The organism is Emticicia fontis, assembly GCF_054779675.1.
Map to the genome: position 1 here is coordinate 36,561 of NZ_BAAGXU010000015.1, position 15,099 is coordinate 51,659.

Sequence of the window (15,099 nt, forward strand, 5' to 3'; positions counted from 1 at the left end):
TTTCTAATTCAACTTCTTATATTAAATTTGCAGACCTTGTAAAAAAATACTTACTAAACTCAAATATTCTATTATGGATTCAATGATTGTCTATCTTGTTCCGGTGTTCGGAATAATCGGATTACTTTACACTGCTTGGCGATTTAGTTGGGTATCTAACCAACCAACCGGAGATGCCAATATGCAAAAACTTTCTGGCTATATAGCCGACGGAGCGATTGCATTCTTAAAAGCAGAATGGAGAATCTTAGCATTTTTTGCCATTCCTACCGCTATTCTTTTGGCATGGTTAGGTTCAAGCGAGGGCACTCCCGAATCCCCAATTCATTCGTCTCCAATTATCGCTGTTGCATTCCTGATTGGAGCAGTTTTTTCGGCTACTGCGGGCTATATCGGTATGAAAATCGCTACTAAAGCGAACGTACGTACAGCACAGGCAGCTCGTACCTCATTGGCTAAGGCGCTTCAGGTTTCTTTCACTGGTGGTTCGGTAATGGGTATGGGTGTTGCAGGTCTGGCGGTTTTAGGTTTAAGTGGTCTTTTTATTCTTTTCTATAATTACTTTGCGAAAGGTGAGTTGCTTACTTCAGATAATATGAAGAAAGCGATTGAAGTTTTAGCAGGGTTTTCATTAGGTGCTGAGTCTATTGCATTATTTGCGCGTGTAGGTGGTGGTATTTACACCAAAGCTGCCGACGTTGGTGCTGACTTGGTAGGTAAAGTAGAAGCAGGTATTCCTGAAGACGATGTTCGTAACCCGGCAACAATTGCGGATAACGTTGGTGATAACGTGGGTGATGTAGCAGGTATGGGTGCCGACTTATTTGGTTCTTATGTAGCCACAATTCTGGCAACAATGGTATTAGGCCAGGAAATCAGTGTGGTTGATGCCTTTGGTGGTTTCTCTCCGGTAATTCTTCCGATGATGATTGCAGGTGTAGGCTTATTAGCCTCTTTGGTTTCTACTTTCTTTGTTCGTATCAGTAGCGAAGAGTCATCTGTACAAAATGCATTGAACTTAGGTAACTGGGCTTCTATTGTTATTACGCTTATTGCTTCATATTTCCTTGTAACTATGATTTTACCTGAATCTCTAAGCCTACGTGGTCATGACTTCACCTCAATGGGTGTGTTCTGGGCAATTGTAGTAGGTTTGGTTGTAGGTGCTTTAATGTCAATCATTACTGAGTACTATACTGCTATGGGTAAACGCCCTGTATTGTCAATCGTACAGAAATCAGGTACTGGTCATGCCACTAATATTATCGGTGGTTTGGCAGTGGGTATGGAATCTACTGTATTACCAATCATTGTATTAGCAGCTGGTATTATTCTTTCTTATAGCTTTGCTGGTTTATATGGTGTATCTATTGCCGCTGCTGGTATGATGGCAACTACTGCTATGCAATTAGCTATTGACGCTTTCGGCCCGATTGCTGATAATGCAGGTGGTATTGCTGAAATGTCTCAATTACCATCAGAAGTACGAGGACGTACTGATAATCTGGATGCCGTTGGTAATACAACAGCAGCAACAGGAAAAGGTTTTGCAATTGCTTCTGCTGCATTGACTTCACTAGCTCTATTCGCGGCTTTCGTAGGTATTGCAGGTATTTCAGCAATTGATATTTATAAAGCTCCGGTATTGGCAGGTTTGTTTATCGGAGGTATGATTCCGTTTATTTTCAGTGCATTATGTATTTCTGCCGTAGGTAAAGCTGCTATGGAAATGGTAAATGAAGTTCGTCGCCAGTTCCGTGAAATTCCGGGTATTATGGAATATAAAGCTGAACCTGAATATGAAAAATGTGTCGCAATTTCTACTCAAGCATCAATCAAACAAATGATTTTACCGGGAGCAATCGCTCTTATAGTACCAGTATTAGTAGGCTTTGGATTCAAAGGTGTTTTTGAAGGAACTTCATCTGCTGAAATCCTTGGTGGTTTATTAGCAGGTGTAACAGTATCCGGTGTATTGATGGGTATGTTCCAATCAAATGCTGGTGGTGCATGGGATAACGCGAAAAAATCTTTTGAAAAAGGAGTAGTAATTGATGGTGAAACGTATTACAAAAAATCAGAGCCACATAAAGCTTCTGTAACTGGTGATACCGTGGGCGATCCATTCAAAGATACTTCTGGTCCGTCAATGAACATTTTGATTAAATTAATGTCAATCGTCTCATTGGTTATTGCGCCTTACATTGCTGTTAAATCATCGCATTCAACACAAATGGGAGAGGTAGAAATTGTTGAATCTACTTTACCAGTAAGCATCAATAAACAATTATCATCTGGTGTTACTTTAAACTTTGTTGAAGGTGGCATTGAAGATCAATTGATTAAATTCATTGAAGACCCAAGCCAGGAAGCAGGCAAAGACAACTGGTTCAATTTCAAATCATTGAATTTCAATTCTGGAAGCGCAGTGATTGATTCCACTTCAATGATTGAGGTGCAAAATATCTCTGAAATTCTGAAAGCTTACCCTAATGTAAATATTAAAGTAGGTGGCTATACAGATAGCGAAGGCGACGATGCTAAAAACCTTAAACTATCTGGTGACAGAGCAAGTGCTGTAAAAGCAGCATTAGTAGGTTTAGCTATTGCTGATGCTCGTTTGGAGTCAGAAGGCTATGGCGAACAACATCCGGTTGCCTCAAATGATACTGAAGAAGGTAGAGCACAAAACCGTAGAATTGCGGTAAGCGTTCGTAAGAAGTAATTAAAATAGTATAAATGAAAGCCCTCTGATGAATTTCATCGGAGGGCTTTCGTTTGTTATATAAACTATCAAGACCTATTCACTAATCAGCGCATCCACCAATTCTTGCTGTAAAAACACTGTTTCCGCTTACACTAAATCCTGCATTGAGTATTACCGAATTGGTTGCCTTGTAAGTAATTTGTGCGGATGTTTCAATAAAGTTTGTAGCCATAATAGTATTACCTGTAAATGTCTGAACAGAATTAGCATATACTTTATTACTAATATTAACGGCATCCGAAGGTGATACAAATAAGATATTATTAGAGGAAATAGGCGCGCAAGGTGACCATTCTTTATGGCAATAGGCATTATACCCAATAGGCGAGTACGGTGTAACCATTAACGATTGACCATTAGCACCATTATTCCAGGTAATTACATTTGTAGGGCAATCCTGTGCTATTAGTAAATAAGATTCACTGGTAGTACAGAGCGTCACCGGGCTAGTTAAAGGTGGGGTATCACCAATCGGAACATAATCAGATTGTGGATTAGAAGCATCATAAATCTGATAAATATTCTGTGCATTTTTTGTAAATCTGATGGTTTGTTTCTGGCTTAACTCTTTAAATTTAGGGTCATTTTTTGCACTGGAAGATACAGGGAAAACATAAACCTGTGGAATCGGCAATACAGTAAATTTAACAGGTATCCGAGGACTAGGACACAATCCTTCACAAACGGCTTGCACAAAGTAAGTTTTCTCTCCGATAGTTGTTGTTGAAGGATAATAATCAGCCCCAGTCGATAATAAACTTCCTCCACTAGCAGCATTCCACCAGGTGATGGCAGGAGTCTGGTTTATGCCATTAGTAGTTATAGTAATAGCAAAACCCTTTACACAGAGCGGATCTATGGCATTATCATCTTCTGGTAATAAAGTCCATATGCCACTTGGATTATCATTTAAAAATGCAGCAAATGATTCTGCTGGAGCAAAAGTGCCTGAGACTGGCACCGAGCCTTGGGGTATTGGATTGGCACCAGTTTCAAAAACCGTCGTTACAATGCCTGAGCTTGATGCTCCCCCTGAATAAACGCCGTTTGCTATTAAAGTAATAATCTTTCCGGTTGGCGACCGTAATTTAAATGAAACCTCATCATTATACGGGTTGCTTCCTCCATCTTCTAAGCCGCATGAATTTTTGTCAAACTGGTCTTTCTTTTCCCAGGTTATAGAAACTTTTACTTTCGTAATTGCACCAGTTAGACTAAAAACATTTACGGCAGGGTCATCGCCACTCTTATCCAAACCATCATAGCCTACTACTGGTCCATTATAAGTAAAAGTGGTTGGGCCACTATAGTTACAATTGATAGTAGTGGCTTTTAAACCACCGCTCTGACTAAGGTCTGTACAATAACTTGTTTCTTTATCTGTGACAGTTGGGGTACCTGTGAAATTGGCATTCAATGATATTTTAGTTCTTTCAGAAAGAACACTACAAGATCCATTGCTGATAATTACCTGATAATTTCCCACTGCGGTAGCGTTATAAGATGCCGTAGTAACGTTTGTTAGTATGCCGTCTTTAAACCATTGATACGTACTTCCTGCTTTTGCGGTAGCATTGAGTGCAACAGATTGACCTTGACATATATAAGTACTTCCACCAACTGTAATAGTTGCTGGAGCCAAGCCCATATTGGCACAGGAAATGGCTTTTAGAAGATTAACCCTTCCGCCCCCTAACTGACCTTTTAGAGTAGGATTCGCAGCATCTAAATTATCCGCAGTATGTGTCAAAATATCTTCTAATTGTGCAGGAGTTAAAGATGGAAAACAAGACCAGATATATCCTAATGCACTTGAGACCAGTGGTGTAGCCATTGAAGTACCATTGAGCGAAGCGTACGTGTTAAATGGGTAAGTACTTAGAATACCTCTACCTGGGGCTGAAATATCTACCCAGCCTCCATAGTTTGAGAACGAACTCCTCTGATCGTTATCATCTAAGCTTGCTACTGAAATCACATGTCTATAAGCAGCAGGATAACTTTCCACTGCTGTATCTTCATTTCCCGCAGCTGCTACCACTACAATTCCTTTATTATAGGCATAATCTATCACTTCTTGCTCGGTTTGTGAGAATCCTATACCTCCCCATGACAAACTGATAATATCGGCGCCATTATCCGCTGCCCATAATATTCCTTCAAAGCCAAAATAAATGCCGCGAGGGTCGGCATCGTCGGGAGTCGCTTTTACTGGTAAGACCTTCACCCGATTATTACTTGCTGATGCTACTCCCAGGTTATTATTCGAAACAGCACTAACGATACCAGCAACATGGGTACCATGACTAAACGAAGCATTGGGTGGATTTGGATTATTGTCGTTATTTCCTAAATCTTTCCCTTGTAACATATTAGCCTGCAAATCAGGATGAGTTGTCTGGATAGCATTATCAACTACGGCTACTACTACTGTTGCACTTCCCGGATTAACATCCCATGCTTCAAAAGCTTTTATCTTACTCAAGAACCATTGTGAATTAGTGCTTGGATCGTTTGGCGTAGCAATTATCTGTCTGAACCTGACTTTCTCCACAGTTGCTACTTCTGGCAATTGCTTTAGCAATTCAAGCATTTCATCAGTTTTATCGGGGCTCTTGAGTTTCAAGCGATAGATCTTCTGAAGATTTTCGGAGTTCCGGGCATAGAAAGGTTTACTGGCTTGTTGCAAAACAAATTCAGAAGAAAACTTCTGTAAAAACTGCAATTCGGTCGATAAATTGACTGTATTTGAAAGAGAGCCCGAAGGCTTTTGTTTCACTTTTAAATAAATTTCTCCATCGATAAAATCTTTATTAACTTTCTGACCGATTGAAGAAAACGTAATAAGTGTGGCAATAATAAGTAGAGTTGTACGCATAGGATTCGAATAATTTTTTATTTTTCCAACAAAGAGATACAGCAGGTAAACCTGCTTTTGCAGACTAAGTAAAACACTACGTCTACACACAGCAAAGCATTTAAATCAAATAGATATATTTGTATAGAGTAAATGATTCATTGAACAATTTTATCTGAAAATATGTAATCAGATAAGATTCTTGTTCTATAAATATCAATTGATTAACGGCCTATTTATGAAATAATATCACCTTTAACCGCTCAATTCTAAAATTGCGTAAATTTTTGAAAACAATGAAGAAAACCCTACTTTTTTTAATCCTTTTTTATTCTACGATTAGTTTCGGACAAACGAAACAAATGAGTGCCGGGGAAATTATACAAGCGATGAAACGACTGAATGTAGTAGGTAACGTATTGTATGTAGCTGCTCACCCCGATGACGAAAATACACTTTTTATTACCTGGCTTTCGAAAGAAAAAATGGTTCGTGCCGGCTATATTGCCATGACCAGAGGAGATGGCGGACAAAATCTGATTGGCTCCGAACAAGGTGAGTATGTTGGCCTTTTACGTACACATGAGCTTTTAGGTGCCAGAAGTATTGATGGAGGAGAACAGTATTTTACGAGAGCCAATGATTTTGGTTTTACTAAGACTACTGATGAGGCCCTTAGCACTTGGGGCAAAGAACAGATTTTGTCAGATTTAGTATGGCGAATCCGTAATTTTCAACCAGATGTGATGGTTAATCGTTTTCCACCAGATGCCAGAGCGGGGCATGGGCACCATTCGGCCTCGGCAGTATTATCAGAAGAAGCTTATAAAGCCGCTGCAGACCCAACTCGTTTTCCTGAACAATTGGCCTATGTAAAACCATGGCAGGTAAAGCGTGTAGTATGGAACTCTTTCTCTCCGAATTTTCAGAATAGTACTCCCGAAGGTGGGAGTTATATCAAAATTGAACTAGGCAATTTTAATCCTTTATTAGGTAAATCTTATACTGAAATAGCTGCAGAAGCGCGTAGTATGCATAAAAGCCAGGGTTTTGGTTCCGCCAAAACCAGAGGTCAGCGTGTAGATTATGCTTTGCATAAAGTAGGTGAGCCGGCTCAAAATGATTTGTTTGATGGTATTGATATGACATGGAAACGTGTGAAAGGTGGTGAAAAAGTAGAAGGATTGGTAAATGAAGTGTTGGGCAATTTTAAAGTTGAAAATCCGTCAGCCTCTGTTCCTGCCTTGATTAATATATATAATGTAATAAATGGTTTAGAAGAAAATGTCTGGACAACTTATAAAAAGAATGAGGTAAAAGACCTGATTCTGGCTTGTGCTGGACTTTGGTTTGAAGCTAATCCAGCTGATTATTCAGTAGCTGGCGGCGATAGAATTAAAGTTAATCTAAATGTAGTTTCACGCTCGAATACCAATATTGTGTTGGAAAAAGTGAGTTTTAAAGGTACAGGCAAAGATTCGGTAATGAATATGAAACTGGCTAATAATGTACCAGTTAATCAAAACTTTGATGTACAAATTCCTGCTACCACGCCGATTACTCAACCTTATTGGCTAATGGAAGAAAAAGAGAAAGGTTTTTATAAAGTAAATGACCAACTCTTAAGAGGTTTGCCAATGAAACCCGCAGACCTGGTTTGTGATTATACTTTTTCAATTGATGGTAAGCAGTTTAATTTTCAGACGCCTCTTACTTACAAGTTCGTTGAACCATCTATCGGGGAGATTTATCGTTATTTTGAAGTTCGCCCTGAAGTAATGGCGACCATTGATGAAAAGGTGTATGCCTTTGCCGATAACCAGCCTAAAGATGTTCATGTTACTGTGAAAGCGGGTAGAAAGAATGTATCAGGTTCCATATCTTTAGCTGTTCCGACAGGATGGAGAATTGAACCTGCCGCTATCAATTTTGAATTGAAAGACAAATACGAAGAGAAAAACGTTACCTTCAAAGTATTCCCATCTACTACTGCATCAGAAATAAGCCTGAAAGCGGTTGTAAAAACAGCCAATGGAACTTATAACAGAGGTATTGCTACTATTGATTATAAGCATATCCCAACACTTACGCTTTATCCTGTTTCAGAGGCAAAAGCTATTAGAATCGATTTGAAGAAAAAGGGTACAAAGCTTGGCTATATAGCCGGAGCAGGTGACGAAGTACCAGCCGCTTTAACACAGATTGGTTATCAGGTTACTATGCTTACCGCTGTTGAATTAGGGAAAGATTTATCAGGTTATGATGCCATTATCGTTGGTGTGAGAGCGTATAATACGGAAGATCATCTGAAATTCTTTCAGGATAAATTGATGGATTACGTAAAAAATGGTGGAACGGTTGTAACGCAATACCAAACCAATGCTTTTTACGGTACATCAAAAGTAAAAGAGATGGGGCCTTATAATTTTGGAATCGGTCGCGGTCGTGTAACGGATGAGAACGCCGAAGTCAAAATCCTGAACCCGGCGCACGTATTATTGAATACGCCAAATAAAATTACTCAAAAAGATTTTGAGGGGTGGATTCAGGAAAGAGGTTTGTATTTTGCTGATAAATGGGCAAAAGAATATGAAACGATTTTCTCGATGCACGACGCCAACGAAAGAGAAGAGGAGGGAAGTGTGTTGTATGCCAAATATGGCAAAGGAAATTTTGTATTTACAGGCTTAGCCTTTTTCAGAGAATTACCAGCGGGAGTGCCTGGAGCGTATCGCTTGTTTGCTAATATGATTTCGGTGGGTAAGTGATATAAACACTCTTAACCCCTAAAGGGGAATAAAAAAAGCTCTTCTACTTATTTGCGGAAGAGCTTTTTTGTTCCCCTTTAGGGGTTAGGGGCTGTGTTTTTTTAAATCACCACGTTCACAATTCTTTTCGGAACTACAATTAATTTTTTAGGCGTATTACCTTCCAGCCATTTGATTACATTTTCATTTTCCAGAACAGCTTTTTCAATATCTTCTTTACTCATATCTGCCGGGAAAGAAATAGACGTTCTCACTTTGCCATTAATCTGAATCGGGTATTCAAACGAATCTTCGATTAAATGGTCAGCATTAAACGATGGATACACCTGATGGGTAACTGTACCTTTTTCATTGCCCAATATCTCCCACAATTCTTCGGCAATATGAGGAGCATAAGAAGAAAGAACAATCACTAATTGATCAAGAATTGCCTTCTTATAAGATTTCAAATCAGATAATTCATTCACACAAATCATGAATGTACTCACCGATGTATTGAAAGAGAAACTTTCAACATCTTCTGCTACTTTCTTGATGGTTTTGTGTAAGGCCTTTAATTCTGCTTTGGTTGGTTCGGCATCAGTAACGATATATTTACCATTCTGATCATAGAACAAACGCCATAGTTTACGGATAAAGCGGTAAGTACCCTCAATACCACGCGTATCCCAAGGTTTGCTTTCTGTCAATGGGCCTAAGAACATTTCGTATAATCTGAAGGTATCAGCGCCGTATTCTTCAACAATGTCATCAGGATTAACCACATTGTAGAGTCTCTTAGACATTTTTTCTACCTGCGAACCACAAACATATTTATCATCTTCAAGAATAAACTCCGCATTCGCCAAATCCGGCCTCCAGGTTTTGAATTTCTCAATGTTTAAAACATCATTTTTTACCAAACTTACGTCTACGTGGATGATAGTTGTTTCGTATTGATTTCTCAAATTATAGGAAACAAATACCGGATTTTTGTCAGCACCTTCACTTGACTTCAAACGATAAACTAAGCTTGATTTTCCTTGAATCATACCCTGATTAATCAATTTCAAGGCATATTCTTCTTGTGGCACATAACCTCTGTCTTTCAGGAATTTATTCCAGAAACGGCTATATAACAAGTGCCCCGTGGCGTGTTCAGTTCCACCTAGATACAAGTCTACGTTCTGCCAATAATCGATAGCTTCTTTAGAAGCAAATTCGTTTTCGTTATGTGCATCCATATAGCGGTACCAATACCAGCTACTACCTGCCCAACCTGGCATAGTACTCAATTCGTATTGCTCACCGTTATAATTCCATCCCTCTGCGCGTCCTAATGGTGGTTCTCCGTCTTGTGTTGGTAAGTACTTATCAATCTCCGGCAAAATCAATGGCAAGTCTTTTTCATCCATCAAGTAAGGAATACCATCCTTAAAATAAACGGGAACAGGCTCTCCCCAATAACGTTGACGAGCAAAAACTGCATCTCTTAAACGGTAATTAACTTTACCTTTTCCAATGCCCCTTTCTTCCAACTCATCAATTAGCTTTTTGGTAGCTTCCTGATAGCCTAAACCATTAATAATACCTGAATTGATGTATTTACCTTCTTTTGTGGCATCAGCCTGCTGATCAATATCCTGCTGAGAATCTAAGATTGGTACTATTGGTAAACCAAAATGGGTCGCAAAATTCCAGTCACGTTGGTCGCCTGAGGGTACGCCCATAACCGCACCTGTACCATAGCCTGCCAATACATAATCAGCAATCCAGATAGGTACTTTTTCACCACTGAATGGATTGATACAATAACTGCCTGTAAATGCTCCTGAAACTTTCTTTACATCAGACATACGGTCTAGTTCAGAGCGTTTCTGAGTTTCAGTGATATAATTATCAATGCTTTCTTTTTGTTCTGGCGTGGTTAAATCAGCCACCCATTCGTGTTCAGGGGCTAAAACCATAAATGACACACCATAGATGGTATCCACACGGGTTGTGAAAACTTCAATGAGTGTATCAGGTTTATTTTCGACTGCGAACTTCACCATTGCCCCAACTGAGCGGCCAATCCAGTTACGTTGTTGCTCTTTCAATGAATCCGACCAGTCAATAGTGGTTAAGCCACTAATCAATCGATCTGCGTAGGCAGTGATACGCATCATCCACTGCTGCATTTTTTTCTGAATCACCGGATAACCACCACGTTCAGAAACGCCATCTTTTACCTCATCATTTGATAATACCATCCCTAAAGCAGGGCAGAAGTTCACGACTGCTTCTGAGAGATATGTCAAGCGGTATTTTAATGAAATGGTATATTTTTCAGTTTCTGAGAGCGCATTCCATTCTTCGGCGGTGAAACTTTTTACATCTTCATCACAAACTGCATTTACGCCTTTTGTTCCGTTCTCAGCAAATTTTTCATAGAGTGTCTCAACCGGCTCAGCTTTATCCGTATCTTTATTATACCAGCTTTTAAACAATTCCATGAAAATCCACTGCGTCCATTTATAATATTTCGGATCAGAGGTACGCACTTCACGGCTCCAGTCGTAGCTGAAACCTATCTTCTTTAACTGGCTGATATAAGTTGTAATATTGGCTTCTGTAGTAATAGCAGGATGTTGACCTGTCTGAATCGCATATTGCTCAGCAGGTAAGCCAAATGAGTCGAAACCCATCGGATGCAGGACATTAAAACCTTTGAGTTTTTTAAATCTTGAATAGATATCACTGGCGATGTATCCGAGTGGATGACCCACGTGCAAGCCAGCCCCTGATGGATAAGGGAACATATCTAATACATAAAACTTAGGTTTTGAATGGTCAATCTTGACTTCATAGGTTTTGTTTTCTTCCCAGAATTGTTGCCATTTCTTGTCAATCTCACGATGGTTATACTCCGACATATAATATTGAATAATTGTGTAAAGAATGCTTGAGTGAAAATTTCTGCAAAAATAGCATTTTAAGGCTTTAAATTGTTATTTTGTCAAATAATATCCCTAAAACATATCTTCAATTGAGTAAATTACTAAACTTCCTTGGCTATGATACGCAAAATTTTACTTACAGTTCTCTTATTATTCGTCTTAGGCACCTTAGGTATTTTCTATATTCTATCTGACAAATCTAAATCAGCATTAGTTTTGATAACTGATTTTGGCGTCAAAGATGGAGCAGTAGCGGCTATGAAAGGTGTAGCGTTGAAGCTGGCTCCTGAGTTAACTATTCATGACTTAACGCATGAAATTCCCACTTATAATATATGGGAAGGAGCTTATCGATTGCAGCAAACAGCACCTTATTGGGCTGAGGGAACTGTATTTGTATGTGTAGTTGACCCAGGAGTAGGAACCGGGCGCAAGTCTATTATGCTGAAAACCAAGGCCAATCATTATTATGTAGGGCCAGATAATGGACTTTTTACATTAGTGGCGGAAAGCGAAGGTGTAGAAGAAGTAAGAGAAATTTCGGCTGCCAACCGTCTACCCAATTCACAAGGCTCGTATACTTTCCATGGACGTGATGTGTTTGCTTTTTCAGGTGCTAAGCTGGCTTCGGGGAAAATCAGTTTTGCTGAGGTAGGAGAGCTTATTCCCAATAACCAATTAATAATGTTGAGCTATCCAAAGCCTAAGTTTGAAAATAATATAGTTTCAGGGGGCATTCCTATTCTGGATATTCAATACGGTAATGTATGGACAAATATTGATAAGGAAACCTTTGATAAACTCGGGGCAAAGCTAGGCGAAACTTTAAATGTGAAAGTTTTAGCAAAAGATAGTCTGGTATTTGAAGGAATTATGCCTTATGAACATACTTTTGGTGATGTAAAAGAAGGAGATAATCTATTATACATGAATAGCCTGATGAATCTGTCTATTGGCATAAATATGAATAGTTTTGCCAGTAAATATGGAGTTTCAAGTGGCAATGACTGGAAAGTAGAAGTGAGCAAATAAAGATATAATAGCAAAAAGATGTATCAATTTAATTGATACATCTTTTGTTTATAAATGATAAGATATAATTATTTCTTGGTTGCTTTAGGAGCAATGAAAACAATCATACGCTTGCCTTCTAATTTTAATTCTCCTTCAGGTTTACCATACTCTTCTAAACCTGCAATGAAACGTTTCAATAACTCTACGCCCTGATCTTTAAATACAATTTGTCGTCCAACAAAGTGAACATAAGCTTTTACTTTAGCGTTTTCTTTCAAGAAACTGATGGCATGTTTTAATTTAAAACTAAAATCATGGTCATCGGTTTGTGGACCGAAACGGATTTCCTTAATGACCGTTTTAGCAGCTTTGGCTTTTATTTCCTTCTGCTTTTTCTTCTGGTCATACTTAAATTTAGAATAATCAACAATTCTACAAACTGGTGGATTGGCTGTAGGAACTATCTCAACTAAATCAAGGCTTTGGGCTTTTGCCATGGCCAATGCCTGTTCGATGTCAACAATTCCTTGCTCAATGTTGTCGCCGACTAATCGGACTTGTGGTACTCGTATTCTCTGGTTGATACGATGTTCGTCTTCTTTCTGTACTGGTCTTCTGAAATTACGATTGAATGGTTGTTGTGCCATTTAACGATTTTAAGGTTGCTAAAAATTGAATTTTACGAAATTATAAATAAAAATCATAAAAACAAACAATACTATCGTTTAAAACGATTTTTTATTAGGGATTGTTTGTTTTTATGATCAAAATGTACGAAACATTATTTCTGCCCGAACTGCGGAATATTTTTGTTAATCTCCGCTTTGGCATAAGTAATAAATTCTTCAATACTCATAGAGCCTAAATCTCCTTCACCTTTGCGGCGAACAGATACTTTGCCTTCCTCAGCTTCTTTCTCACCTACAATCAGCATTAAAGGTAATTTATTTACTTCAGCATCACGGATTTTACGACCGATTTTCTCATCTCTATGATCCACATATCCTCTGATGTCATTTTCCTGTAATGTCAGGAATACATCGTTGGCATAGTCTTCATACTTTTCTGAAATTGGCAGGATAGCAATCTGTTCAGGCGATAACCATAATGGGAAATTACCAGCTGTATTCTCGATCAGAATGGCAATGAAGCGCTCTAATGAACCAAATGGTGCACGGTGAATCATTACCGGGCGATGTTTCTGGTTATCAGAACCTACATATTCCAATTCGAATCTTTGTGGTAACTGATAATCTACCTGAATGGTTCCCAACTGCCATTTACGACCTAAAGCATCTTTCACCATGAAGTCTAGTTTAGGGCCATAGAAAGCGGCTTCACCTAGTTCTTCAACAGTTTGTAAGCCTTTTTCGGCTGCTGCTCTTCGAATAGCATTTTCTGCGCTATCCCATGCTTCGTCTGTTCCAAAATATTTAGTTTTGTTTTCAGGGTCTCTTAATGAAACCTGAGCTGAGAAATTTTCAAACCCTAAAGCTCTGAAAACATATAATACGAGGTCAATTACTTTCTTGAATTCGTCTTCTACCTGATCTTCACGACAGAAAATGTGCGCATCATCCTGAGTAAAGCCACGTACGCGAGTTAAACCATGCAATTCACCACTTTGTTCATAACGATATACAGTTCCGAATTCTGCTAATCGTAAAGGTAGTTCACGATAACTTCTTGGGCGTGCACGATAAATTTCGCAGTGATGCGGGCAGTTCATTGGTTTCAACATAAACTCTTCACCTTCTTCCGGTGTGGTAATAGGCTGGAACGAATCCTTGCCATATTTTTCCCAGTGACCAGATGTGATATACAATTGTTTACCACCAATGTGCGGCGTAACAACCTGCTGATAACCTGCTTTTACTTGTGCTCTACGTAAAAAATTCTCTAGTCTTTCTCTCAACATAGCACCTTTAGGCATCCATAACGGTAAGCCTTTGCCTACTTTTTCTGAGAAAGTAAATAGTTCTAGTTCTTGCCCTAGTTTGCGGTGGTCACGACGTTTGGCTTCTTCTAAGAACTGAACATAATCGTCTAGTTCCTTTTGTTTCGGGAAAGTAATACCATAAATACGAGTCAGCATTTTATTATTCTGATCGCCTTTAAAGTAGGCTCCAGCTACATTCATAATCTTGGCTGCTTTAATGAAGCCAGTATTAGGAATGTGTGGCCCGCGACATAAATCAGTGAAATTCCCCTGCGTATAGAATGTGATAGAGCCATCTTCCAAGCCAGATAATAAATCTAATTTATACTCATCGCCTTTTTCTTCAAAATATTTAATGGCATCAGCCTTTGACATTGGAATACGTTGGTAATCATTTTTCTGACGAGCCAACTCCAACATCTTATCTTCTATTTTCTTGAAATCATCGTTTGATATGGTTACTCCATTTGTATCAACATCATAATAGAAACCATTTTCCAAAGGAGGCCCAACCCAGAACTTAACTCCCGGATACAAAGCCTCCAATGCTTCGGCCATTAAGTGTGCCGAAGAGTGCCAGAATGTCGATTTACCGTCCGTATCATTCCACGTCAAAAGTTGCAAGGTTGAGTCTTCTTCAATAGGTAGATTGGCGTCCTGAACTTTTCCGTTCACCTTTGCGGCCAATACATTTCTTGCCAGCCCTTCGCTAATAGATAAGGCGACATCATAACTCGAGCTTCCTTTTGGATATTCTCTTACGCTTCCGTCCGGTAATGTAATTTTAATCATAACACTTGGTTGTACTATATATATTAATAATCAATAATGGCTAT

The 15,099-nt window shown here is 38.9% G+C and carries 7 protein-coding genes; 3 read left to right on the top strand and 4 right to left on the bottom strand.

The features are described from left to right. Nucleotides 1-73: 73 nt before the first annotated feature. Complete coding sequence (locus ACYVFA_RS08725; RefSeq protein ID WP_460471435.1) at nucleotides 74-2,725, top strand: sodium-translocating pyrophosphatase; 2,652 nt, start codon at nucleotides 74-76, stop codon at nucleotides 2,723-2,725. Between the two features lie 82 nt (nucleotides 2,726-2,807). Here ACYVFA_RS08725 and ACYVFA_RS08730 read toward each other — a convergent pair whose 3' ends face one another. Then, entirely contained in the window at nucleotides 2,808-5,645 is a 2,838-nt protein-coding gene (locus ACYVFA_RS08730) for a S8 family serine peptidase (protein ID WP_460471436.1), read from the bottom strand. Nucleotides 5,646-5,920: 275 nt separating this feature from the next. On the opposite strand from ACYVFA_RS08730, the gene ACYVFA_RS08735 reads away from it, so the two are divergent. Further along, the gene (locus ACYVFA_RS08735; protein ID WP_460471437.1) at nucleotides 5,921-8,392 is read left to right on the top strand and encodes a PIG-L family deacetylase; all 2,472 of its coding nucleotides are present in this window, start codon (nucleotides 5,921-5,923) and stop codon (nucleotides 8,390-8,392) included. A gap of 101 nt (nucleotides 8,393-8,493) precedes the next feature. Here the strand turns inward: ACYVFA_RS08735 and leuS are convergent, their stop codons facing one another. Further along, a complete protein-coding gene (leuS, locus tag ACYVFA_RS08740; RefSeq protein WP_460471438.1) occupies nucleotides 8,494-11,286 on the bottom strand; it encodes a leucine--tRNA ligase in 2,793 nt (930 codons plus the stop codon). A gap of 141 nt (nucleotides 11,287-11,427) precedes the next feature. Between leuS and ACYVFA_RS08745 the strand changes: the two genes are divergently transcribed. Next, nucleotides 11,428-12,342, top strand: coding sequence for an SAM hydrolase/SAM-dependent halogenase family protein (locus tag ACYVFA_RS08745; RefSeq protein ID WP_460471439.1), 915 nt, complete (start codon nucleotides 11,428-11,430; stop codon nucleotides 12,340-12,342). 68 nt (nucleotides 12,343-12,410) lie between these two features. Here ACYVFA_RS08745 and infC read toward each other — a convergent pair whose 3' ends face one another. Both infC and thrS read right to left on the bottom strand, forming a co-directional pair. After that, nucleotides 12,411-12,971 carry a translation initiation factor IF-3 gene (gene infC / locus ACYVFA_RS08750; RefSeq protein WP_460471440.1) on the bottom strand — a complete coding sequence of 187 codons (561 nt, stop codon included), beginning with the start codon at nucleotides 12,969-12,971 and terminating at the stop codon, nucleotides 12,411-12,413. A 134-nt stretch (nucleotides 12,972-13,105) separates the two neighbouring features. Further along, entirely contained in the window at nucleotides 13,106-15,055 is a 1,950-nt protein-coding gene (thrS, locus tag ACYVFA_RS08755) for a threonine--tRNA ligase (protein WP_460471441.1), read from the bottom strand. Nucleotides 15,056-15,099 lie beyond the last annotated feature (44 nt).

Bases quoted from the DNA above. Each gene is read 5' to 3' on its own strand.
- ACYVFA_RS08725 (WP_460471435.1), top strand. From the start codon at position 74: ATGGATTCAATGATTGTCTATCTTGTTCCGGTGTTCGGAATAATCGGA.
- ACYVFA_RS08730 (WP_460471436.1), bottom strand. From the start codon at position 5,645: ATGCGTACAACTCTACTTATTATTGCCACACTTATTACGTTTTCTTCA.
- ACYVFA_RS08735 (WP_460471437.1), top strand. From the start codon at position 5,921: ATGAAGAAAACCCTACTTTTTTTAATCCTTTTTTATTCTACGATTAGT.
- leuS (WP_460471438.1), bottom strand. From the start codon at position 11,286: ATGTCGGAGTATAACCATCGTGAGATTGACAAGAAATGGCAACAATTC.
- ACYVFA_RS08745 (WP_460471439.1), top strand. From the start codon at position 11,428: ATGATACGCAAAATTTTACTTACAGTTCTCTTATTATTCGTCTTAGGC.
- infC (WP_460471440.1), bottom strand. From the start codon at position 12,971: ATGGCACAACAACCATTCAATCGTAATTTCAGAAGACCAGTACAGAAA.
- thrS (WP_460471441.1), bottom strand. From the start codon at position 15,055: ATGATTAAAATTACATTACCGGACGGAAGCGTAAGAGAATATCCAAAA.